20 protein-coding genes are annotated in these 23,274 nt (G+C 71.7%); 10 read left to right on the forward strand and 10 right to left on the reverse strand.

What is annotated here, in order from left to right; translation table 11 throughout:
• Positions 1–84: 84 nt before the first annotated feature.
• The 5 genes from ABT147_RS18115 to ABT147_RS18135 form a co-directional block, all read right to left on the reverse strand.
• Complete coding sequence (locus ABT147_RS18115; RefSeq protein WP_351407027.1) at positions 85–801, reverse strand: DUF6333 family protein; 717 nt, start codon at positions 799–801, stop codon at positions 85–87.
• A 66-nt stretch (positions 802–867) separates the two neighbouring features.
• Positions 868–1,035, reverse strand: coding sequence for a hypothetical protein (locus tag ABT147_RS18120; RefSeq protein WP_351407029.1), 168 nt, complete (start codon positions 1,033–1,035; stop codon positions 868–870).
• A gap of 141 nt (positions 1,036–1,176) precedes the next feature.
• Positions 1,177–2,931, reverse strand: a complete 1,755-nt coding sequence (locus ABT147_RS18125) for a transporter (RefSeq protein WP_351407031.1) — start codon at positions 2,929–2,931, stop codon at positions 1,177–1,179.
• Positions 2,928–3,710 carry an ABC transporter ATP-binding protein gene (locus ABT147_RS18130; RefSeq protein ID WP_351407033.1) on the reverse strand — a complete coding sequence of 261 codons (783 nt, stop codon included), beginning with the start codon at positions 3,708–3,710 and terminating at the stop codon, positions 2,928–2,930. The genes ABT147_RS18125 and ABT147_RS18130 overlap by 4 nt, the downstream gene beginning before the upstream one ends.
• A gap of 141 nt (positions 3,711–3,851) precedes the next feature.
• Positions 3,852–4,511 (reverse strand): bifunctional DNA primase/polymerase, encoded by a 660-nt coding sequence (locus ABT147_RS18135; RefSeq protein ID WP_502983105.1) that lies wholly within the window; start codon positions 4,509–4,511, stop codon positions 3,852–3,854.
• A gap of 328 nt (positions 4,512–4,839) precedes the next feature.
• On the opposite strand from ABT147_RS18135, the gene ABT147_RS18140 reads away from it, so the two are divergent.
• Both ABT147_RS18140 and ABT147_RS18145 read left to right on the forward strand, forming a co-directional pair.
• Positions 4,840–6,222, forward strand: a complete 1,383-nt coding sequence (locus ABT147_RS18140) for an NsdA family TPR-like regulatory protein (RefSeq protein ID WP_351407035.1) — start codon at positions 4,840–4,842, stop codon at positions 6,220–6,222.
• 186 nt (positions 6,223–6,408) lie between these two features.
• Positions 6,409–8,391 (forward strand): hypothetical protein, encoded by a 1,983-nt coding sequence (locus ABT147_RS18145; RefSeq protein ID WP_351407037.1) that lies wholly within the window; start codon positions 6,409–6,411, stop codon positions 8,389–8,391.
• A gap of 244 nt (positions 8,392–8,635) precedes the next feature.
• On the opposite strand, the gene ABT147_RS18150 is transcribed toward ABT147_RS18145, so the two are convergent.
• The gene (locus ABT147_RS18150; protein WP_351407039.1) at positions 8,636–9,940 is read right to left on the reverse strand and encodes an ABC transporter substrate-binding protein; all 1,305 of its coding nucleotides are present in this window, start codon (positions 9,938–9,940) and stop codon (positions 8,636–8,638) included.
• Positions 9,941–10,068: 128 nt separating this feature from the next.
• Here ABT147_RS18150 and ABT147_RS18155 point away from each other — a divergent pair, with 128 nt between their 5' ends.
• Together ABT147_RS18155 and purU are read left to right on the forward strand one after the other, a co-directional pair.
• A complete protein-coding gene (locus ABT147_RS18155) occupies positions 10,069–10,569 on the forward strand; it encodes an SCO4402 family protein (protein ID WP_351407041.1) in 501 nt (166 codons plus the stop codon).
• A gap of 92 nt (positions 10,570–10,661) precedes the next feature.
• Complete coding sequence (gene purU / locus ABT147_RS18160; protein WP_351407043.1) at positions 10,662–11,543, forward strand: formyltetrahydrofolate deformylase; 882 nt, start codon at positions 10,662–10,664, stop codon at positions 11,541–11,543.
• A gap of 160 nt (positions 11,544–11,703) precedes the next feature.
• On the opposite strand, the gene ABT147_RS18165 is transcribed toward purU, so the two are convergent.
• Entirely contained in the window at positions 11,704–13,254 is a 1,551-nt protein-coding gene (locus ABT147_RS18165) for a zf-HC2 domain-containing protein (protein WP_502983106.1), read from the reverse strand.
• On the reverse strand, positions 13,251–13,832 hold the full coding sequence (locus tag ABT147_RS18170; RefSeq protein ID WP_351407045.1) for a sigma-70 family RNA polymerase sigma factor: 582 nt from the start codon (positions 13,830–13,832) through the stop codon (positions 13,251–13,253). Before ABT147_RS18170 ends, ABT147_RS18165 begins: the two co-directional genes overlap by 4 nt.
• 484 nt (positions 13,833–14,316) lie before the next feature.
• Between ABT147_RS18170 and ABT147_RS18175 the strand changes: the two genes are divergently transcribed.
• Together ABT147_RS18175 and ABT147_RS18180 are read left to right on the forward strand one after the other, a co-directional pair.
• On the forward strand, positions 14,317–14,751 hold the full coding sequence (locus ABT147_RS18175) for an STAS domain-containing protein (RefSeq protein WP_502983110.1): 435 nt from the start codon (positions 14,317–14,319) through the stop codon (positions 14,749–14,751).
• 196 nt (positions 14,752–14,947) lie between these two features.
• On the forward strand, positions 14,948–15,460 hold the full coding sequence (locus ABT147_RS18180; protein ID WP_351407049.1) for an EF-hand domain-containing protein: 513 nt from the start codon (positions 14,948–14,950) through the stop codon (positions 15,458–15,460).
• A gap of 79 nt (positions 15,461–15,539) precedes the next feature.
• On the opposite strand, the gene ABT147_RS18185 is transcribed toward ABT147_RS18180, so the two are convergent.
• Entirely contained in the window at positions 15,540–17,039 is a 1,500-nt protein-coding gene (locus tag ABT147_RS18185; RefSeq protein WP_351407051.1) for a class I adenylate-forming enzyme family protein, read from the reverse strand.
• Positions 17,040–17,204: 165 nt separating this feature from the next.
• Here ABT147_RS18185 and ABT147_RS18190 point away from each other — a divergent pair, with 165 nt between their 5' ends.
• The 4 genes from ABT147_RS18190 (at position 17,205) to ABT147_RS18205 (ending at position 21,662) form a co-directional block, all read left to right on the forward strand.
• Positions 17,205–18,410, forward strand: coding sequence for an amidohydrolase family protein (locus ABT147_RS18190; RefSeq protein ID WP_351407053.1), 1,206 nt, complete (start codon positions 17,205–17,207; stop codon positions 18,408–18,410).
• A 19-nt stretch (positions 18,411–18,429) separates the two neighbouring features.
• Positions 18,430–19,560, forward strand: coding sequence for an acyl-CoA dehydrogenase family protein (locus tag ABT147_RS18195; RefSeq protein WP_351407055.1), 1,131 nt, complete (start codon positions 18,430–18,432; stop codon positions 19,558–19,560).
• Positions 19,561–19,699: 139 nt separating this feature from the next.
• Positions 19,700–20,587: an acyl-CoA dehydrogenase family protein gene (locus ABT147_RS18200; protein ID WP_351407057.1), complete on the forward strand. Its 888-nt coding sequence runs from the start codon at positions 19,700–19,702 to the stop codon at positions 20,585–20,587.
• Positions 20,588–21,116: 529 nt separating this feature from the next.
• Positions 21,117–21,662, forward strand: a complete 546-nt coding sequence (locus ABT147_RS18205) for an ATP-binding protein (protein ID WP_351407137.1) — start codon at positions 21,117–21,119, stop codon at positions 21,660–21,662.
• Positions 21,663–22,300: 638 nt separating this feature from the next.
• Here ABT147_RS18205 and ABT147_RS18210 read toward each other — a convergent pair.
• On the reverse strand, positions 22,301–23,242 hold the full coding sequence (locus ABT147_RS18210; RefSeq protein WP_351407059.1) for a cyclase family protein: 942 nt from the start codon (positions 23,240–23,242) through the stop codon (positions 22,301–22,303).
• Positions 23,243–23,274: the final 32 nt, after the last annotated feature.

The raw sequence follows: 23,274 nt of genomic DNA on the forward strand, positions 1-23,274 counted from the left end.
GGCCCTTTTACATAGGCGATTTGGCCCCCGAAACGTCCCAACAGCCCTTCGCGGCGGGATTCTTACTCTTCGCGCAGACGATCTTCACTCTTCGAGCCAGGTTTCCTCCATGTCGAAGGTGGTGTCCTCGGTGTGCCGCACCCGGAACACGGACACGGTCCGGCCCTCCTGGTTCAGCGGCGCCACCTGCCCGAGCGCGAACTGCGCGAACCCGTCCCAGTCGAACACCTCGGCGTCGTCGTCGAGATCGACACCCTCCTCCGCGAGCTCCTCCTCGTCGATCCCGAAGGCCTCGACGACGGCCCGCACATCCCCTTCGACGTCCCAGTCCCCCTCCCCGTGCCACCCGGCGGCGAACACACCCGCCCCGTCCGGATGCAGCACCGCCCACGCCCCGTACGTCGACCCGTGCTCCACCGTGGCCGCCCCGATCACCACCGCGTCCGGATACCGTTTCGCCAGCGCCCGCGCCTGCTCCCACACCGGAAAGTCGTCCCCGACGTTCCCCAGCGCCGCGTCGACGATCTCGGTCACCCCACCCCAGCACCCGACCCGTACGACATCCAGATCCGCCCGAGTCGCCAACTCCACCCCCTCGGTCGCACCCACGGGAGCGAGCTCCTCAAGCACGGCGTCGACGGTCCCGAACGCCGCCACGAACTCCCGAGCCCGCTCCGGATCATGAGCGGCCAACACCCCCGCCCCACCGGGAAACGGCGCCCGGACCACGGTCAGAGCGAACTCCCCGTACCGGACCACCTCGTGATCCTCGTCGACATTCCAGAAGGTGTCCTCAGTCATGACGGTCACCCTAGAGAGGGGGAGTGTCGGAGATGCGGGGGAACTGCGCGGAAACGAGGGCCGCGCTCAACGCCCCTGGGCGCGGCTGGACCTGATGTGCAGGACGAGCGAGACGGCCGCGCAGAACGCGGCGGCGAAGACGGCGCCGCCGTAGTTGTCCTGGAGGATGCTGACGGCGGCGATCGGGGCCCCGATGACGAGCGGTGTGCCGGGGGTCATGCGGTCCTTCTTCACGAGAGTTCTCCTGACGGGTGGGCGGTGGAAGCGTCACAGGGATGGGCAGGTCGGGCACACCTGTGAGGGCATGTACATGATGTCAGTGCCGTCGATGCCGGACCAGCCGATTGGGGTCGAGGTCGGCCGTTGCGCGACAAGCTACGCCTTGCTCACCGCCGTGAGGATCTCCGGCAGCCGTGCCGCCGTCCGAGGTGCCGACAGCCGTAGTCCCAGTTCCGCGAGGACCGCTCCGTATGCCGTTCCCACCGGCAGGAGCAGCCACGTCCAGGAGGTGCCGTTCGGGGAGGCGTGGAGCCAGATGGTGAGGGCGATGACCGGGAGGCAGAGGAGGGCGGCGGCGATCATGCCGCCGAAGATGGAGAGCCAGGCGAGGCCGGCCTGGCCGGGGGCGGCGCTCTTGTAGCCCTCCTGGGGGATGGAGTAGGGGAAGCGGGCGGAGGACCAGGCGCCGGTGGCGAGCATCGCGCCGAGCAGGGCGAAGGAGAGGCCGAGGGCTTCGGGGAGGGCGGGCCAGTCGCCGAGGAGCGCGGTGGTCAGGACGGTGACGAAGGTGGCGTACGGCAGGGTGATGGCCAGCAACGCCATGGCGCGGCCGCGTAGTTCGATGTACGCGTCCCGGGTGGAGGAAATCGTCAGGGCGACCGTCCAGAACGCCGAGGTGTCCTGTCCGAACTGGTTGTACATCAGGATGCCGAGCATCCCCGCCGCGAAGCAGGCGAAGTAGATCGAGCCGGTGCCCTGGAGGGCGTTGAAGACGGGGACGATCAGGCCGATGGCGAGCGAGGTCACCCACGCCGCCTTCGTCTTCGGGTCCCGCCAGATGTAGCGCAGGCTGCGTTCCATGATCGTGCCGGTGCGGCCGGCGGGGAGGAGCCGGCTCAGACCGGTGGACCGCGTCCGCTCCCGCTCCGCACCGGCGGGCTGGAGTGTGGAGCCGTCCGGGGAGGTCATCAGCCGGGTGAGCGTCCCCGCCCACAGGCGTAGCAGCATCGTCAACGCGATTACGGAGAGGGTGAGTTGGGCCAGCGCTACGCCGTACGAACCCTCGCTCGCCGCCCGCACCGCCGCGAGCGCCGACGACGGTGGGATCCAGCTCAGGACGTCCGCCACCGGCCGCAGCTGGCCGAGGCCGGACGAACCCAGGCGCTGGGCACCGAAGTTGACGACCTGGGCGCCGATCGCGATCAGCAGACCGCTCAGGACGGCGAGGTCGCGGCCCCGACGGCTGGTCAGGAGGCGGATGTTGGCGGCAGCCACCGCCCGGGCGAGCGCGACGCAGCACAGGAGGGTGAGGGGGGCGGCGACGGCAGCGGTGACGTACGCGGCCGTGCCCCGGGCCACCGCGACGACCGAGCCGACGAGCACGCACAGCGTGAACAGCGGGCCGATGCCCACCAGGGAGGCCGCGAGCAGCGCCCGTACGAGCGGGCGCGGGCGCAGCGGCAGCATCACCAGCCGCGTCGGGTCTAGCGTCTCGTCCCCGCTGGGGAAGAACAGCGGCATCACCGCCCACCCGAGCGCCAGCAGCGCCACCAGCGGTACGGTCACGGCCGCCGCGTGCTCGTCGCCGCGCAGCGCGATCAGCCCGATCAGCTGGAGCGCCGCGAACAGCAGCACGAAGACGGCGGAGAAGACGTACGCGGCCCGCCGCCCGGCCGACTGCCGCAGTCCGTTGCGCAGGAGGGACAGCTTCAGCCGTACGAGGACGGAGGTCACCGACGCGGCACCGGAGCCGTCTGCGGCACCGGAGCCGTCTGCGGCACCGGAGCCGTCTGCGGCACCCGAAGCGTCCGCGGCACCGGAGCCGTCTGCGCCGCCGGAGCTTGCCGCGGCACCGGAGCTTTCCGCGGCACCGTAGGCGTCCGCGGCGCCCGCCGGGTCCGGCGCGCTCATCGGCCGGCCGCCCCGCCGCCCAGCCAGTCCAGGTCCGAGCCGGTGTCCCGGTCACGCGCGCCCACCAGTTCCAGGAACGCCCGTTGCAGCGAGGGCGCGTCACCCCGTACGTCGGCGAGCGGGCCGTGGGCGCGGATGCGGCCGGCGACCAGGACGGCCACCCAGTCGCAGAGGGACTCGACCAGTTCCATGACGTGGGAGGAGAAGACGACGGTGGCGCCGGAGGCGGTGTAGCGCTCCAGGACGCCCCGGATGATCTGGGCGGAGACGGGGTCGACACCCTCGAACGGCTCGTCCAGGAACAGGACTTCGGGGTTGTGAAGCAGGGCCGCGGCGAGCCCGATCTTCTTGCGCATGCCCGTCGAGTAGTCGACGACGAGCTTGTGCCGGGCGCCCGCGAGGTCGAGGACGTCCAGCAGTTGCGTAGCCCGCTTGTCGACCTCGGTGCCGGGCAGCCCGCGCAACCGGCCTGTGTAGGAGAGGAGTTCACGCCCGGTGAGGCGATCGAAGAGGCGCAGGCCCTCCGGCAGGACACCGATGCGGGCCTTCACCTCGACCGGGTCCCGCCACACGTCGTGCCCGACGACCTCCACGGACCCCTGGTCGGGGCGGAGCAGTCCGGTGACCATCGACAGGGTGGTGGTCTTCCCCGCGCCGTTCGGCCCGACCAGCCCGATGAACCGCCCGGCGGGCAGCTCCAGATCGATCCCGGCGACGGCGACCTGGGCCCCGAACCGCTTCCAGAGCCCCTGCACGCGTACAGCGACGGCGTCAGTCACACCGGTGCTCCTTCCGGTAGACGGCGCCCCCAGGTCCTTTGCTTCTAGGGGCGCGGGGAACTGCGCGAGCAACCACGACCTACCCGCAGCCGCGAAACCGACCCGCAGCCCCCGTCCGGAGCGCTACCGCCGTCCGGAGCGCTACCGCCGCCCATCCCTACCGCACGCGTAAGCGAGCGGCGAGATCAGTTCCTCCGCGTCCGGCAGCCACCGGTTCGCAGGCGTGGGCCGCCGGGCCCACTGCACGGCCCCCCGCGACCCGTACCGCGTCGGCGGAGCCGCCACGTACTCGCCCTCGCCCAGCGCCTTGAGGTCGAGCGCGAGCGGCGACCAGCCCAACTTCCGTACGAGATCGGGGACCTTGGCCGAGGCGCCCGGCAGCACGAAGAACTGCATACGGCGGTCCGGCGTCCAGGTCACCGGACCGAGCGTCAGCTCCATGCGCTCCATCCGGGCGAGGGCGAGGAGCCCCGAGGTCTCGGGAACGTCGATCGTGTCGAACGTACGGCCGGTCGGCAGCAGGATCGACGCGGTGGGCTGCTTCGACCACAGGCGGCGTGCGACGGTCGCACTGCCTGTCGCCTGGGTCGCCCAGTCCTCGCGCGCCGGGTGCGCGCCGGGGGTCGCGCACGCCGCGTTGCCGCATGAGCAGTGCTGCACCCCGTCGACGGCTTCCAGCCATGTCCCCGGGAACACGTCCCAGTGGCGCTCTTCGGCGTATCGAACGGCGGTGTCCAGCAGCGATTCACCACGCTGCTTCGGGATTTGGGCAGCTTCAGGGCCCGCGATGGTCTCTTCCACGATGAACACAACTCTAGCGGTCATCAGGGGTTACGGAAGTCGCATGCGCGGGGGAGAGCATCGTCAACGGGGCCGGGGCGCATGGGTGCACGGCCGGGGGCGCGCGAGAGGGATCACGGAGTGAGCCGGGTAGCCACGTGTGGGGTACAGCATCCGTGTTTACCCCGGCAATCCTGGCATGTCTCGCATCTTCGGTATGTCGGCGGGGCATTGATCTTCGAGGCCGGATCTTTTCGATACATGGGTACACGTATGCGATGAGGTTCGGTCACTGAGGACACGTCAACTCGGTGCGTGGGCAAGGCACCACAGCCACAGGGGGTACGCCATGGCCGCAAGGCCGCTCGTCGCCAGGCAGCCGAACGAACGACTGCAGGCGCTCATCCAGGAAGCGGGCTGCTCCAACGCGGGGCTCGCCCGACGGGTCAACATGTGCGGCGCGGAGCACGGACTAGACCTGCGTTACGACAAGACCTCCGTCGCGCGCTGGCTGCGGGGCCAGCAGCCGCGGGGCCGGGCGCCCGCGATCATCGCCGAGGCCCTCGGCCGCAAGCTGGGCCGTACGGTCACGATCGACGAGATCGGCATGGCCAACGGCAAGAACCTCGCGTCCGGCGTCGGCCTGCAGTTCTCGCCGACCGTCCTGGGCGCCATCGAGCAGGTCTGCGAGCTGTGGCGCAGCGACGTGGGCCGGCGGGACTTCCTCTCCGGCTCGTCCGTCGCCGCCTCCGCGCTCGTCGAGCCCAGCCGCGACTGGCTGATCTCCGCCCCCGACTCCCAGGTGGCGCGCTCGGCGGGACCCCGGGTGGGGCTCGCCGACGTGGACGCCGTGCGCGCCATGACGCAGGCGCTCGTCGATCTCGACCACCAGTACGGCAGCGGACATGTGCGGCCGGTCGTCGTGCACTACCTCAACAGCGTCGTCTCGGGGCTGCTGGCGGGCTCCTACCGGGAGGCGGTGGGGCGGGAGCTGTTCGCGGCGGTCGCCCGGCTGACCGAACTCGCCGGGTACATGGCCGTCGACACCGGGCAGCCCGGCCTCGCCCAGCGGTACTACATCCAGGCGCTCCGCCTCGCCCAGGCCGCGGGCGACCGCGCGTACGGCGGTTACGTCCTCGCCGCGTCCATGAGCCACCTCGCCGCGCAGCTCGGGAACCCGCGGGAGATCGCGCAGTTGGCGCGCGCGGCGCAGGAAGGGGCGCGGGGGCGGGCCACACCGCGTGCGGAGTCGATGTTCCACGCGGCGGAGGCGCGCGGGCACGCGCTGATGGGCGACGCGCGCGCCGCGCAGGCGGCGGCGGGGCGGGCCGTGGAGGCGCTGGAGGCGGCGGACCCGTTGTCCGGGGACGACCCGGCGTGGATCAAGCACTTCGACGAGGCCTATCTCGCGGACGAGTTGGCGCACTGCCACCGGGATCTGGGGCAGGCGGAGGCCGCCGCCCGGCGGGCGGAGGAGTCGCTGGCCAAGCATCCCGAGTCGCGGGCGCGGCGGCGGGCGATCGGGTATGTGCTCCTCGCCACGGCGCAGGTGCAGCAGCGGGAGGTCGAACAGGCCTGCCACACGGGCACCAAGGCCGTGGAGCTGCTGGGGTCGCTGCGGTCGAATCGCGGGGCCGAGTATCTGGAGGACTTCCAGCAGCGGTTGGAGCCGTTCCGGGAGGAGGCGGTGGTCAGGGAGTTCGGGGCGCGGATGGACTTGCAGGCGGCGTAACGCTCCGCGCCGGGGGGCGTAGGGCGCTTCGGGTGGGGTACTCCGGTTGTCTCGCGGCTGCGGGTGGGTCGTGGCTGGTCGCGCAGTTCCCCGCGCCCCTACGGGCGCGGGTGGTGCTCGGGCTGTCGTTCGGACCCGGTAGCGTGAGGCGATGATTCCGGAAGTCCCCCATTCGTAGGAGTCTCGGTGACGCGGAGTGGACAGGGCGAGGAGCCCTCGCGGCAAGCGCGCGAAGGCATCGTGCTGCCCTCGGACGGTGGGGCACCCCTCCATCCGGGCGACCTGCCGCCGGCACCGCTGCCGCCGGCCCCGGCCCAGCCGTGGGACCAGCAGCGGCCGTGGGGCTCCGAGGAGGACGCCACGGCGCCCGCCCAGCCGCCCGCCGACCAGTGGAACAGCCCGCGGCAGGCCGCGCCGGAGTGGGGCGGCGGCCAGGGGACGCAGGACGCGTACGGCACACCGGGTGGGCAGGCCGGGTACGGGGCTCAGGGCGGTCAGGCCGGGTACGGCGCCGCCCAGGGCGAGCAGGGTGGATACGGCGCCCAGAGTGATCAGGGTGCGTACGGCACCCCGAGCGGTCCGGGTGGATACGGCGCTCAGGGCGGCCAGGGGGCGTACGGCACCCAGAGCGGCCAGGGAAGCCAGGCCGAGTACGGCGCCCAGAGCGGCCAAGGCGGTCAGGGCGAGTACGGCGTCCAGGGCACCCAAGGTGGCCAGGGCGAGTACGGCACCCAAGGCGGCCAGGGCGAGTACGGCACCCAAAGCGGCCAGGGCGAGTACGGCGGCGCCCAGGGTGGGCTGCCGTTGCCGCCCGAGGGTGCTCAGGGGGCGTCGTACGGGGGCGAGGGGTATGGCGGCGGGGCCGGCTCCGGTGTGCCGTTGCCGCCGGTCGCGGGGGAGGTGGCGCTGCCGACGGCCGCCACGCCACCGGCGCCGCCCGTGGACGAGGGGGCCACCCAGTACATCCCGTTCGTGCCGCCGGCCGCGGCCATGCCGGCGGACGAGGGGGCGACGCAGTACATACCGCCGGTGGCTCCGCAGGCGCACGCCGCGGAGGCCGCCACACAGTTCCTGCCGCCGGTCGGGCCGGGCGCGCTGCCGCCCGAGGCGTCGGCCGACGCGACGACGTATCTGGGGCGGGTGCCGGACCACGGCGCCGGACCCCTGCCGCCCACCGTGAACCCCGCACAGCCCCCGCACGGGGCGCCCGTCGGGAACCCGGACGCCGAGGCCACGCAGTACATACCGCCGGTGGCCGCGCAGGCGGGGTCCCAGCCGCAGCCGTACGGTGCGCCGGGGCAGCAGCGGGCGCAGCAGCAACAGCCGGACGTGTTCGACAGTCTCTTCCGGGACGGGCCGGGGGCGGACGCCGCCGCCGGGGCCACGCGGCAGATGCCGAAGATCGACGCGTCCGCCCCGCAGCCCCCGCAGGGGCCCGGTGGTCACGGTGGCCATGGCGGTCACGGTGGCCATGGCGGGCACGGCGGGCACAGCGGCCGGGCCTCCGCGAGACGGGAGAGCGGGGGCGGTGGCGGTGGCGGTGGCAAGAGATCCCGCGTGCCGCTCATCGCGCTCGTCGGGGTGGTGATCGCCGGGCTCGGGATCGGGGCGGGTGCCCTGATGGCCGGGTCGGGGGACGACAAGGCGCCGTCCGAGAACAAGCCCGTGGCGGCGACCGGGGGGCCCGAGGAGTCGGAGTCCGCGGCGGCCGACCCGGCGAAGGAGCAGGCGGTCGCGCTGGACAAGCTGCTGGCGGACAGCGGTGACAGCCGCAGCAGCGTGATCAAGGCGGTCGCGAACATCAAGACCTGTACCAATCTGGGCCAGGCCGCCACCGATCTGCGGGACGCGGCGCGGCAGCGCGAGGACCTGGTCACCCGGCTCGGCGAACTGTCCGTCGACAAGCTGCCGGACCACGAGGCCCTCACCACCTCGCTCACCAAGGCCTGGCAGGCCTCCGCCTCCGCCGACAACCACTACGCCGCCTGGGCCGACCAGACGGCCGGCAAGAAGGGCTGCCGGAAGGGCCAGGCCCGCTCCACCGGCCAGACCCAGGCCGGCAACCAGGCCAGCGGCACCGCCAGCGCCGAGAAGAACAAGGCCGCCGCACTCTGGAACAAGATCGCCGGCACGTACGGGCTGACGGAGCGCCAGGCGGTTCAGCTGTAACGGCCTGATGGGTCGTCCGCGGGTGGGCGGGGGCTGATCGCGCAGTTCCCCGCGCCCCTCAGGACGACCCGGCGCCTGTCACGGCGGCCCCGGCGCCCCTCAAGGACGGCCCCGAGCCCTCTCAGGGACGGCCCTGCACCTCTCACGGCGGCCCCGGCGCCTCCAAGAACGGCCCCCGCGCGCGGCTCTCAAGGTGGCCCCGGCGCTCCTCAGGGACGGTCCCGCCGGGCTGCGGAGCGGCGTCTCAGCTGTCCGCCTCCACCAGCGTCTTCTCCACGTTCACGAACCCCCGCCGCGCGGCGACCAGTTGGCCCTTGCGGACGACCTGGAAGGTGACTTCGGGGTTGATGAGACGGGGGAAGCCGGCGGAGGCGATGAGGTCTTCGAAGCGCCAGCTGAGGGGCGGGGTCAGGCCGCCCGTGGTGACCTTCAGGCCGTTGTCGAGGACGCGGCGGATCGCCTGGGAGGTCACCTCGCCGTCGCCGAGGTCCTCGATGGCGGCCTTGAGGACCGTGTACGCGATCCACGTGGTCTGCACGCCCGGGTCCGCCGGGTCGATCCGGTTGTCGCCGAACGCGTGCTCCTTGATCACCTTCTTCATCTGATCCCACCGCTTGTCGGTCTCCACCGGGTACCAGCCGGTGACGTACGACCCCTCGTACGGTCCCGACTTGCCGCCGGTCGCGTCGATCACCGTCTGGTCGACGCTGCCGAGGACGGTGCCGGTGCGGACGTCCGGGTAGTCGCCGCGGTCCCGGCGGAAGGAGTCCATGAAGGTGAAGGTGCGGTCGCCGAGCGCGGGGACGACGCACCCCCGCGCGGCCGGGTCGGCGCCGGCCCGCCGCAGCGCCTCCCGGGAGTGCCCGCCGTACTCGGTCGCGTCCTCGGCCGCCAACTGGTCCTCGGACTTGTCGTGGCCCCCGGCGCGCAGCCCCGAGTCCAGCAGCAGCGGCAGCTGGTCTCCGGCTATCGAGTCGGGGCGTACGAGGGCGACCGGCCCGCAGACCTTGGCGAGCTGCTCGCCGAGGCCGGCCATGAGGGAGGCCTGACCGCCGTTGACCGGGTAGGACAGCGCGCTGGCGAACTCGTCGTCGGTGACGCCGTAGCCGCCGATGTAGGGGATGCCGGCGGACTCCAGCGGGGCGAGGTAGGAACGGCCGTGCTGGCTGTAGGACCCGACGACGGCGATCACGTTCTCGTCGGCGGCCCGGCGGGCGCACTTCGCGGCGGCCACGGTCTCGTTGCGGTCGTTGCAGGTGAGGATCTTGAGCTCGCGGCCGTTGATGCCGCCGTTGGCGTTGACCCAGCGGGCGTACGCCTTCGCCATGGCGGGCATGCCGGGCTTGTTGGTGGCGGCAGTCTTCTCCGGCGCCCAGGTCATGATGGTGACGGGGCCGTCCCCGGAACCCCCCGTGGCTCCAGGGATGACCCCGCAACCGGCGACCAGAGACGCACACGCCGCCAGTGTGGTGGCTCTGACCAGGCCTTTGGTGAGGCCTTTGGCGAGGCCTGTGGTCAGAGGTGTCCGTCGTGCCTGGAAGCCAGTCATGGCTCCGCACGATTCCGCCACATCACCAACCCGGGCGTGACGGATGGTCAACGTGAGGTGACCGGGAGGTGAATTGCGAAGAGCTACGATCGTATTTTCGAGTGGTTTCAGAGAGGAACGCACGATCGATGACCGTCCAAGGTCCGGAGACCCCTTCCCGTCGCGGGCGTCGCTCATCCACCATGGGCGACATGCCACTGAATGACATGCCGTGGTGGCGCTGGCGCAGCAATGTGCGCTCCGCGCTGCACATGCTCTCCGACCCCGCGTTCCAGCAGAACGTCTGGCTGGCCGGTGTCGACGGGTACGGGGACGTCACCGACGCCGTGTACCGCCTGGTCGAGGACACCTGGCTGGACAACTGGTCCGCCGAGAAGTACGTGGGCACGATCTTCCGTGACGCCCAGGAGGCGGCCCTCGTCGACACCGCCGTGCTGCGCGTACTGCGGATCATGCACCAGGTCGGTCCGGACGCGCCCGTCTCCGCGTACGTCGACCACGAGGCCTGGCCGGAGGCCGTCCGGGCCGCGCGCGAGGCCCACGTACGCCTCTCGGTGAGTGACGGGGAGGACCCGGACGTGCCGCCGCGCACCCTTGAGGTGCTGCGGATCATGACGCGGGCGGCGTAGGGCCCGGCTGCCGGGGTGAGCGGGCGGGCGGTGGTGGTCCGGGGTTCGGGACGATTGCCGACATGGGTACGCCATATGGGACCCTGTCGGGCATGAACGAGCAGTCCACCCGAGCCGCGGCGCCCGCCGACCAGTACGTCCTCACCCTCGCCTGCCCGGACAAGCAGGGCATCGTGCACGCCGTGTCGAGCTACCTCTTCATGACCGGCTGCAACATCGAGGACAGTCAGCAGTTCGGCGACCACGACACGGGTCTGTTCTTCATGCGCGTCCACTTCTCGGCGGAGGCGCCGGTGAGCGTGGAGAAGCTGCGGGCCAGCTTCGCGGCGATCGGTGACTCCTTCCAGATGGACTGGCAGATCAACCGGGCCGACGAGAAGATGCGGATCGTCCTGATGGTCAGCAGGTTCGGGCACTGCCTGAACGACCTGCTGTTCCGGGCGAGCATCGGGGCGCTGCCGGTGGAGATCGCGGCGGTGGTCTCCAACCACACCGACTTCGCCGAGCTGGTGGGGTCGTACGACATCCCCTTCCACCACATCCCGGTGACCAAGGAGACCAAGGCCGAGGCCGAGGCGCGGGTGCTGGAGATCGTGCGCGAGGAGAATGTCGAGCTGGTCGTGCTGGCCCGCTATATGCAGGTCCTCTCCGACGACTTCTGCAAGCAGCTCAACGGGCGCATCATCAACATCCACCACTCCTTCCTGCCGAGCTTCAAGGGCGCGAAGCCGTATCACCAGGCGCACGCGCGGGGTGTGAAGCTGATCGGGGCGACGGCGCACTATGTCACCGCCGACCTCGACGAGGGGCCGATCATCGAGCAGGAGGTCGAGCGGGTGGGGCACGGGGTGACGCCCGAGGGGCTGGTCGCGGTCGGGCGGGACGTGGAGTGCCAGGCGCTGGCGCGGGCCGTGAAGTGGCATGCGGAGCGGCGGATTCTGATGAACGGGCGGCGGACGGTCGTGTTCGCGTAGTCGGTGCCTTCGGGTGCCTTCGGGTGCCTGAGAGCTCGGGGGCGTCTGTTGTGTGGCGGGTGCGGGGCGGTCGTGGTTGATCGCGCAGTTCCCCGCGCCCCTGGGTGAGCCGGTGGTTCCCAGTGCGGGCAGTCCCGCTCGGCCCGCGCTCCGGGGGCGGCTACATACGGCTCAGGGCCGCCGCCGCGAACAGGACGTCCCTGATCGCCTTCCGGTCGCCGCCCTGGCCCGCGGCGGCCTCCTCCGGGGGTACGTGGCCGGCGGCGAGGCGGCAGAACTCGACGCCGTCCAGGGCGACATGGGCCACCTCGTGGTCGGCGGAGCCGAGGGCGGCGGGGGAATCCAGGGGGATGAGCCACTCACCGCCGCCGGAGCCCTCGATCTCCAGGCGGAGACTGCGGCCGGGGGCGCCGGCGGGGACGAGGTGGCGGCCGGCCGGGGGCGGGGACGCGAGCCCGGTCCGGCGGCGCTCGGCCAGGGACACCGGCAGCATGCGGGCCGCCAGGTCGATCATGCCGTGCAGATGGCGGCCGGAGGGCGGCTCGTACGGGTAGTCCACGGCCTCCGCGATGTCCTCCGCGTGGATCCAGCACTCGAACGCCCGGTCGAGCATCGCGTCCCGCAGGGGCAGCTCGAAGGCGCCGTACGAGACCGCGAGGCGACCCGAGGCGGCGGAGTCGTCCGGGCCGCCGCCCGTGAAGGACGTCGTGCGGACGATGTCGTGGCTCTGCTGCCGCCAGGGCGCGCGGAGGGCGCGGGTGGGCGGGAAGTGGGACGCCTTCCAGTACGCCTCGGTGCGCGCGGCGGGCGTACCGCTCTCCGGTTCCGGCTTCAGCCGGCCGATCGGGTCGTCCAGCCCGAGCGCCACCGCGACGAGCCCGTCGACGGTGAGCAGATGGGCGATGACCCCGGCGACGGTCGTGCGACGGCTCACCGGACCCTCGCCCTCGAACCAACGCAGCCGTACGGGCGTGTGCCAGTCGGCGGTCCCGATGTCCTGCAGCAGCGCGTCCAGCCGGGCCGTCTCGGCGTCGTACGGGGCGGCCCAGCGCGGTACGGGGATGCGCGGCGGGCGGCGGCCCAGACAGATGTCCAGCACCTGGGTGCGCAGGGCCGGGTCCAGGTCGAGGCTCTCCGGCGGATGCAGCAGGCCCACGGCCTCCCGCAACCGCCGCGCCTCGTCCGCGCACCCCCCGCACACCCCGAGATGCTCCTCGACGGCCAACGCCTCCTCCGCCGAACACACCGCCAACGCCCACGCCCCGAGCAGCGCCTTCAGCACGCGGTGCTCCAGGACGAGGGGAGAGGGAGGGACGGGAGCGGCAGCCGGTACCGGTTCGGGGCGCGCCGACGGTGCTGCCGCCTCCGGCGCGGGATTTGGTGAGGTACTCGGTGAGGGATTCGGCGCGGGATCCGGCAACGGCAGCCCGGTGTCCTCCACGGAGGTACGCGGCGGCGGTATGCGCGGCGGCCCGACCGGTTCGTCGCCGTCGCCGTCGCCGTCACCGCCCCGGGGGCCGTCGGGCCCGGCACCGGACGGCCCACCGGGGCCGTTCCCAGGTCCACCACCGTCCGCGGCGCCGACGCCGTTGTTCGTCGCCGGCATCCCGCCCATGCCCGGCGGCGCGGAGGGGCGGTCGGTCCCCTCGTGGGACGTCTGGCCTTCCGGCTCGTCGTCGTATGCCCCGGACGGGCTCGGGCCGTCGGTCATGTCGTGGTTCCGGGTTCGGGCGGGGTGCCGGAGGGGCGGGTGTCGTGGGCGGTGGAGAGGAGCTGGAGGCCGAGGCGGAGGCGGCGGCGGGCCTCGTCCTCGGTGACGCCGAGGTCGGTGGCGGTCTGGCGGTAGTCGCGGCGCTGGAAATAGGCCAGCTCCAGGGCGGCCCGCAGCGGGGTCGGCATCGCCTGCACTATGTAGTCGGCGCGGGCCGCGACCGACGCGTGGTGGACCTTGCGCTCCAGCTCCTCCGCGGTGCCCTCGCCGCCCCGGGCGAGCGCGGCGGTCTCGGTGGCGCGCAGCCGCTGCACCGCCAGGCGGTGGGTCAGCGCCGCCACCCAGGAACGCAGGGGGCCGTGCTTGGGGTCGTACGCCTCGGGGTTCTCCCAGAGGTGGAGGAACACCTCGCGGGTGATGCCGTCGGCGCCCCGCTCGTCGCCGAGGACGCGGTGGGCGAGCCCGTGCACGAGGGACGCGAACCGGTCGTACAGCTCACCGAGCGCCGCCGCCTCGCCGCGCGCCAGCCGCTGCTGCATCCTGCGGTCCCAGCGGGGCGGTGCGTCGTTCGCCGCCATACGGCCCCCTCACCTGCTCGTACCTGCGCCGTTCCTGATGACCGGGGGGTCGTCGACCCGTTGTCGGTCCGGCCCGATTCCAGCCTGTGTGCACTGCCGCCCCGAATGTAGTCGGCACCGCTGACCGCGCACGCCCCTTTATGGCAATGTGCGCCCCTTGCGACGCCGGAGGTGGTATGAACCTCGGGCGCAAGCCGTTTCCATGCCGCCCACGTGGGCGTCTGCCCGCCTTTCGTATGTCTGTGCGACCCCGTAAGGGCCCTGATCTGTGCGAATCCGACCGCTCAGGGCCGGGTTGGATCCATTCACGATCAATAGTCGATCACCTGTGACCGTACTCGATGGAAATCGCACCGAAAAGGCCCCGGAAATGGCTCGCTTACCACGCGCTTTCGGTGGGCCACGGGTGTTTCATGGAACGACGGCGGGGCAGCCGCGCAAGCAGGAAGCGGTGCATTGGCTTCCGGTTCGGCGACTGAGAGGCATCGCGGTGGCGTTCGAAGTGACCGACGGGGAGCAGGACGGGCAAGGTGGGCAGAGCGGGCACGGTGAGTGGGCCGTGCTGCACGTGTCCGGGGAGATGGACCTGGTCACGTCGCCCGTGCTCCGTCAGCGGGTGCACGACGCGGTGGCCGACGGCCGCCGAAGTCTCGTCCTCGACCTCTCCGGCGTCGTCTTCTGCGACTCCAGCGGTGTGGGCGTCCTCGTCGCCACCCGCCGTCTGATGCGGTCCTGCCGGGGACGGCTCCGGCTGATCCTCCCCGCCGACGGCCACGCGGGCGGCGGCCCCGCCGAGGGCGCGCACGTCAGCCGTGTCCTCGCCGCCCTCGGCGTACGCCGCCTCTTCGACGTCCACCCGGACGTCCCCTCGGCGGTCGCGCCGGAGTCCGACGACGAGGCCGACCCCCTGTCGGCGTGACCCCCCGGCACCCTTCCCACGAGCAGTACGCGTGTGTGAGTCGTCCCGCGCGGTGGCGTACCAGTGGCCACACAGTTGTCCCAGAATTCCCGCAGTCTTGGTACAAGCGCCGCTTTCCCGCTCCACCCGGGCCTCTGACGTCGTACGCTCCGTCCGAGAAGCACCCCACGATCACGTAAGGCGGGCCCGAGGAGACATGGTCAGCAGCGAGTACGAGCGCAGGATCGCCGCCCGGTTCGCCACCTTCGACCAGGACGGCAACGGCTGGATCGACCGCGAGGACTTCAGCGCGGCGAGCAAGGCGGTTCTCAACGAGTTCGGCACCACCGCCCGCTCGGACAAGGGCCAGGCCCTGTACGGCGGCGCCGAAGCCTTCTGGCAGGGTATGGCCGGAATAGCGGACCGGGACGGCGACCAGCGCATCACCCGGGAAGAGTTCGTGAACGGCGCGGTCAAGCGGCTGCGCGACAACCCCGACCGTTTCGCCGAGATCGCCCGCCCCTTCCTGCACGCGGCCCTCGCCGTCGCGGACACCGACGGGGACGGAAGGGCCACGGTCGAGGAGACCGCCCGGGTCCTCAAGGCCCTCGGCGCTCCCGAGGAGGTCGCCACCGCGGCGGCCGCCACCCTCGACAGCGACGCCGACGGCAAGGTGGACGAGGTCGAGGTCGTGACGGCGTTCGCGCGCTATTTCACCGTCCCCGAGTAGCCATGAGCGGCTGATCGGGCACGGCTCGTGAACCGGCCACGGCTCATGAACCGGGGACGGTTCATCGATCGGGTATGGCTCATGAATAGCGTTCGCGCAGCTTGTACTTGAGCACCTTCCGCAGGGTCTCGTTGCGCGGAAGGGCGTCCACCACCTCCACCTGCTCCGGCAGCTTGTGGACGGACAGCCCTTCCGCGCGCAGCCAGTCGGTGACGTCCGCCAGGGCCAGGGGACCGGCCCCCGGCGGCTGTTCGAGCACCGCGCAGACCCGCTCGCCCCGTTCCGCGTCCGGCAGCCCGATCACCGCCGCGTCCTGGACGGCCGGATGCCGGTGCAGCAGGTCCTCGATCTCCTTCGCCGAGATGTTCTCGCCCTTGCGGATGATGACGTCCTTGAGCCGTCCGGTCAGCACCAGATGCCCGCTGTCGGTGACCTGCCCGAGGTCGCCCGTGCGGAAGAACCCGTCCGCGTCGAAGGCCGCCGCCGACTGCGCCGGATCCAGATACCCCTGGCAGACGGCCTCCCCGCGCAGCCGCACCTCCCCGTCGTCCGCGATCCGTATCTCCATCCCCGCCGGCGGCCGCCCCTCCGTCGTCGCCAGGTTCTCCACGGTGTCGTCCGGCGCCCCCATCGTGATCATCGGGACCTCCGTCATGCCGTACCCGTGGGTGAGCTGGACGCCCATCTCCCGTACGACGGAGTGGTAGACCTCGGGCGGCTTCGGGGCCCCGCCGCCCGCGAGCAGGCGCAGGGTGGGAATGACGGGCACGTCCGGCTGTTTGCGCTGCTCGGCCAGGAACATCGAGTAGAACGCCGTCGACCCGCCCGCCACCGTCACCCCGTGCTTGCGGTAGCCCTCCAGTGCGGCCGGCAGCGCGAAGTGCTCGAACATCACCGCCGGGAAGCCGTACAGCAGGAGCATCACCATGTAGTCGGGGCCGCCTATGTGGGCGTACGGGAAGGCGATCGAGCCGACGTCGTCCTCGGTGAGCCGGAGCGCGTGGGCGAGGCAGGAGCCGCCCGCGATCAGCGAACGGTCCGTGTGGAGGACGCCCTTGGGGTCGGAGGTCGTGCCCGAGGTCCAGTAGATCCAGCGGACGGAGGTGCCGTCGGCGGGCGGGGCGGGGAGTGCCGAGGGCTCGCCGTCCGGGAGGCGGTCGTACGCCTCGAAGACGCCCCGCGCCTCCAGCCGGCGTGCCATCCCGGTGTGGTCGAAGCCCCGCCACTCGCCCGGCACCGCGAAGAACTCCGCCTTGGACTCCCGGAGCGCGAAGCCGACCTCGCGGTCGCGGTAGAAGGGGATGACCGGCGACTGGACGGCGCCGAGACGGGCCAGGGCGAAGGAGAGCAGGGCCGTCTCGATCCGGGTGGGCAGCTGCCAGGCGACGACCGTGCCCGGGCGTACGCCCCTGTCGTACAGCCCGGCCGCCACCCGCTCGGCCCGGGCGCGCAGTTCGCCGAAGCTCAGCGTGCGGTCGTCCTGGAGGAGGACGGGCCGGTCGGGGGTGAGGTCGGCGCGGCGGGTGAGGAGTTCCCAGAGGGTGCGGGACGTGCCGAGTGCGTGGGCGGTGTCGTTCACAGCGCGGCCCCCTGCCAGAGAAGCTGACGAACTGTCAGATCACGGCCAGAGCGTAGGCCGGAGCGCCTTGTCGGTCCAGGGGTGTGCCACTAACCTGCTCAGCAAGGATCTGACGGTCCATCAGATTCATCTCATCGGACAACAGTGGCAACGGAGTGGGGAACCATGGCCGAACTGCCCCGCATCATCAGCGTCGACGACCATGTGATCGAACCCGCGCACCTCTTCGACACCTGGCTGCCGGAGAAGTACCGCGACCGGGGTCCGAAACCCCTCACCGCCGGGATCGGCGAACTCGCCTACGTGGCGGGCAAGTACCAGATCACGATGGACCCGGACGGGCAGCAGACGGACTGGTGGATCTACGAGGACCTGAAGTTCCCGTACAAGCGGAACATCGCGGCCGTCGGCTTCGACCGGGACGAGATGACGCTGGAGGGGATCACCCGGGAGCAGATGCGGCGCGGCTGCTGGGACCCGAAGGCGCGGCTCGCGGACATGGACCTCAACCATGTCGAGGCCTCGCTCTGCTTCCCGACCTTCCCGCGCTTCTGCGGGCAGACCTTCGCCGAGGCCCACGACAAGGAAGTGGCCCTCGCCTGCGTACGCGCCTACAACGACTGGATGGTCGAGGAGTGGTGCGGTGACAGCGGCGGCCGGCTGATCCCGCTCTGTCTGATCCCGCTCTGGGACATCGACCTCGCCGTCGAGGAGATCAGGCGGAACGCCGCCCGGGGCGTCCGGGCCGTCACCTTCTCCGAGATCCCCACCTATCTCGGCCTGCCCTCCATCCACTCCGGCTACTGGGACCCCTTCTTCGCGGTCTGCCAGGAGACGGGCACGGTCGTCAACATGCACATCGGCTCCAGCTCCCAGATGCCGGCCGCCTCCCCCGACGCACCCCCCGCCGTCCAGGCCTCGCTCTCCTTCAACAACGCGATGGCCTCGATGATGGACTTCCTCTTCAGCGGGGTGCTGGTGAAGTTCCCGACGCTCAAACTCGCGTACAGCGAGGGGCAGATGGGCTGGATCCCGTACGCCCTGGAGCGCGCGGACGACGTGTGGGAGGAGCACCGGGCGTGGGGCGGGGTGCGGGACCTGATCCCGGAGCCGCCGTCGACGTACTACTACCGGCAGATGTTCTGCTGCTTCTTCCGCGACAAGCACGGGGTCGCCTCGCTGGATGTCGTGGGGCGGGACAACGCGACCTTCGAGACCGACTACCCGCACGTCGACTCGACCTTCCCGCACACCAAGGAGGTCGCCCTCGACCATGTGAAGGGCCTCGACGACGAGACGGTCTACAAGCTGATGCGCGGCAACGCGATCCGCATGCTCGACCTGGACTTCGACCGCGACCTTCGCAAGTAGCCGGGCGGGGGGCGGGGTCATGGATCTCTCCTGCACACCGGAGGAGGAGGCGTTCCGGGCGCGGCTGCGGGAGTGGCTGGCGAAGACGCTGCCCTCGCTGCCGCCGCAGCCGTCGCCGGACGACTGGCCGGGGCGGCGCGCGTACGACCTCGGCTGGCAGCGGACGCTGTACGACGCCGGGTACGCCGACGTCCACTGGGACGCCTCGCCGACCACGCGGCTGATCTTCCTGGAGGAGACCGAGAAGGCGGGCGCCCCGTACGTGGGCGCGGGTTTCGTCGGGCTGCTGCACGCCGGGCCCACGATCGCCGCCGAGGGCACCGCCGCACAGCGGGAGCGCTGGCTGCCGCCGATCCTGCGCGGCGAGGAGGTCTGGTGCCAGGGCTTCAGCGAGCCGGACGCCGGGTCCGACCTCGCGTCGCTGCGGACGCGCGCGCGTCGGGACGGCGACGAGTACGTGGTGAGCGGGTCCAAGATCTGGACCTCGCACGCCGAAGTCGCCGACTGGTGCGAGCTGTTGGTACGGACGGACGCCTCGGCGCCCAAGCACCGCGGGATCTCCTGGCTGGCGATGCCCATGGACGCGCCCGGCGTGACCGTACGGCCCCTGCGCACCCTCGCCGGCTCCACCGAGTTCGCCGAGGTCTTCCTCGACGACGTACGGGTGCCGGTCGCCAACCGGGTGGGGGAGGAGAACGACGGCTGGCGCGTGACCATGGTGACCCTGTCGTTCGAGCGCGGCACCGCCTTCGTGGGTGAAGTGGTCGCCTGCCGACGGGTGTTGGGGGAGATCGCGCGGGAGGCGCGGGCGAACGGGCGCTGGGACGACCCCGGCGTACGGCGGCGGCTGGGGCGGCTGAACGCGGAGTTCCGGGCGTTGTGGCGGCTCACGCAGTGGAATGTGAGCGCGGCGGAGGTCTCGGGTGGGGTGCCCGGGGTGGGCGGGTCGGTTTTCAAGTTGCGGTATTCGCGGGTGCGGCAGGAGTTGTACGAGGTGGCCGCGGAGGTTCTGGGGGCGGGGGCGCTTGATCTGGGGCGGCCTTGGGTTCTTGATCGGCTGAGTTCGTTGTCGTACACGATCGCCGCGGGGACGTCGGAGATTCAGCGGAACATCGTGGGTGAGCGGATTCTGGGGTTGCCGAAGGGGTGAGGCGGGGGCTGGGGCGCCTAATAGCTCGGGGTGTGCTGTTGAGGGTGCGGGTGCGGGTGCGTCGTGGCTGATCGCGCAGTTCCCCGCGCCCCTTCAGGGCGCGTTGTCGTGCTCGGGGTCTTTAAGGGGCTGATGGCTGGTGCGGTTTCAACTCACTGAGGATCAGCGGGTGTTGCGGAGCGGCGTGCGGGAGGTGTTGGCGCGGGTCTTCGGGGCGGAGGCGTTGTGGGCCGCTGTTGACGGGGGTGGTGGGCTGGACCGGGGGTTGTGGCGGGAGTTGGGGGCGGCGGGGTTCTTTTCGCTGCGGGTGGCCGAGGGGGAGGGCGGGGTCGGACTCGGGGTGCCTGAGGCGGTGTTGGTGTTCGAGGAGGCGGGGCGGGTGCTGCTGCCCGGGCCGCTGGTGGCCACCCATCTCGCGGCGGGGGTGGTGCCGGGGGCGGCGAGCGGGGAGGTCGTCGTGACCGCCGTGGGGGGCGGGGGGCTGGTCGAGTGGCTGGCGGAGGCGGATGTGGTGGTCGGGGAGGTGGGCGGGGCCGTCGCGCTGCGGTCCGTCGATCCGTTGACGCCGCTGCACCGGGTGCCGGAGGCCGATTCCTCCGTGCGGCCCGATGATCTCTACGTGCTGCTCACCGCGGCCGAGCAGCTGGGGACGGCGGTCCGGGCCTGTGAGGCGGCGGTGCAACACGCCCGGACGCGGGAGCAGTTCGGGCGGCCGGTCGGGGCGTTCCAGGCGGTCAAGCATCTCTGTGCCGAGCTGCTGGTGCGGGTGGAGATGGCGCGGGCGGCGGTGTACGCGGCGGCCGTGACCGTCGATCCGGTGGACATCGCGGCGGCCCGGCTGCTGGCCGACGAGGCGGCGGTGCGTGGCGCCCGCGACTGTCTCCAGGTGTACGGCGGCATGGGGTTCACCTGGGAGGCCGACGTACACCTGTGTCTGAAGCGGGCGTGGGTGCGGGCGGAACGTGGCGGATCGATCACGGAGAGTGAGGAGTTGTTGGCGGGGGAACTGCTGATCGAGGCGGGCTGATCGCGCTGACCAGGGTGGGAACGAGAATGTGTGGCAGAGCCCCGGCCGAATGTCGCGGAACGTGGCATACCGGAATTACCGAGCGTTGATACCGTGTTGTGTCCTAGGCGTGACTTGTCACGGCCTGGAGTCGGTGTCCCGCTCCGGTACCTTCTGGTGGATGCGAGTGGTTCCGAGGTCGAGCCGAGCCGGTGTTGCCCCTGTGGCGGCCCCGGGTGAGGCGGTGCGCGGCGCTCGTGAAGTGGGCCGGAGTCTCGTCGCCCCGGTCTGTTCGACTCCCCGCGATGAGCGTCGCACAGTATGCCGTATGCGTACTCCTTCGCGCTGGAATATGCCCGAAGCGCTTGTTGGGGTGACTGTACGTCAACCATGCTGTCCTGTAAGGGGATCACGTTCCGTGATCCCGGTGCCGATGGTGTCGATGGCGGTGGCGTCGGCCAGGCAGCAGATGACCACGATCGTGGCCCCTGAGGGGCGTGCGGCGATGTGTCCGCCGGTTCGGATGGTGTGAGCGGTGCAGGTGCTTCAAGTGCAGCTGGAGATCCGGCCCGACCCCGCAGAGGTGGGTCGCGCACGGAGATGGGCCCGTTCACGGCTCGCCGGGTCCGGGATAGGAGACGACGAACCACTCGCCGAGACGCTGATCCTCCTCGTCTCCGAGCTGGTCACCAACGCGGTCGTGCACACCGGCCGTCCGGCGGTGCTGCGGCTGCTGCTGTCCGGTCTCCGTGACGGCGCGATCGGCAAGGTCCGCCTGGAGGTCGCCGACACCAGCGCGTGTCCGCCGGCGCCGAGGTGTGCCGACGGCGACGAGACGGGCGGGCGCGGCCTCGCCCTCGTCGAGGTCCTCGCGGACCGCTGGGGCTGGTCCTACGAGGGCGTCGGCAAGCGCATCTGGTGCGAACTGGACCGGGTGGTGCCGGGGGTCGCCGGGGCGGTGGGCGTCTCCGGTGCGTCGGGTGGTGCGCCGGGTGCGACTGTCGGCGCCGTCGCGCCGGCGGTCTACCCGGCGTGCAGCGCGGTGACGGGTGTCGCGGCGGTGACCCGGGAGAGCCTGGCGTACGAGGTGGTCTAGCCGGGGTTCCTGGTGGCCGGAGGTGCGGTGGGCCGGGGTCGGTTCCGCTGCTCGGCGGTGACGAGGTGCCGCTGCGCCCACCCGTGCCGCCCTTGGCGGCACGATTGCCCGCACAGTTGGGGCGGAGTGGGGGGCGCGCCCCTTCAGGGGCGCGGGGAACTGCGCGATCAGCCACGTACGGCCTGCGGTCGCACGACAGACCCGCACCCCCGAGCTATCGGGCGCACGCGGTCACGAACGAACGCGCCGCACACGCCTGCGCGCAGGCGCACGGCGCCGTACCGCCCCCCGGCGACACCCGCACCGTGCGCCGGGCCACGCTTCCGTACGCACCGCCACGACGCCGGTTTTGCCTGGCTGATCCCCGAACGGGTGTTGACGTGCCCTGTCCGTTTGATCACGCTTGTGGTCAGCGATTCGCCGCGAGGGGACGACGAGGGTTTCGGTGACGGACCGGAGGCCCTCGACGAGCGTGGGTCGTGTTTCGGCGTCGGCTCCCGACAGGGCCCGGGGGTGGGCGGGGCGGGTACGCCGAGATCGGATGGCGGCGCGCGGTGCCGTGCTCGGGGCGGGCAGCGGCGCGCCGCCAGCCGAACGCCCGGCCGCGGCCCGGGCTTTCGCCGCCCCGGGGCGGGGGCCTACAGGATGGCGATCGGTGCCACCGGCGTCCCCGTGGCGCCGACGAACGGCTCGGGCATCGCCGAGAGCAGGAAGTCGTACCGCCCAAGTTGTCCACAGGCTGTGGACAACTCTTCGAGATTCCAGTTCTGCCCCTGCGGCATGCCCATCTCGACCAGGTCGAGCGCGTGCACCGGCAGCCACAGGTCCTCGACCTCCGGCGGGAAGATCTCGAATGTCAGGGTGTCATTGGCGACGGCCGCCACATTGCGCGCGTGGAACCACTCCGGGGTCCGGAGCGAGAGCCCCGGCGACGGGAACGCGTACGCGTGCTTGTCGCCCGTGAGGTAGGTCCGGATCTGCCCGGTGCGCACGAGGACGATGTCGCCCGCGCGGACCCGGGTGCCCGCCAACTCCTCGGCCGCGTCCAGGTCTTCGGGGGTGACCGCGTGATTCCCGGGGAGGCGGTCGTCGCTGGAGCCCAGGGCGCGCGGGATGTCCAGGAGCACTCCGCGCGAGACGATGTGCCGTGCCTTGTCGATGCCGGCGAAGGCCGCGCCGCCGTGCGGGGTGATGGTGTCCGCCGGGCGGCCGTTGTAGATCCGGCCCGAGTGCGAGACATGGGTGAGCGCGTCCCAGTGGGTCGCCGCCTGGAGCCCCATGGTCACGGCGTCGTCGCTGCACGCGACCGTGCCCGGGCCGAAGATCTCCTGGTTGATCTGCACCATCGCGTGCAACGGGTTCACCCGGCCCGGCATCATCCCCGTCTGCACACCGTCCTGCTGGAGGGGCAGCGCGAGCGGTACGCGGCGGCCGGAACGGACCGAGGCGGCGGCCTCCCGTACGACCTCGTCGGTGATCAGGTTGAGGGTGCCGATCTCGTCGTCGGGCCCCCAACGCCCCCAGTTGTTCACACGCTTGGCGATGTCCGTGAACGCGGCGAACTCCGTGGGCGATGACATCGGGCCTCCCCGGGGCTTGTGGTGGCGTATCT

This window comes from Streptomyces sp. NPDC001868, assembly GCF_040297125.1.
GTDB lineage: Bacteria > Actinomycetota > Actinomycetes > Streptomycetales > Streptomycetaceae > Streptomyces.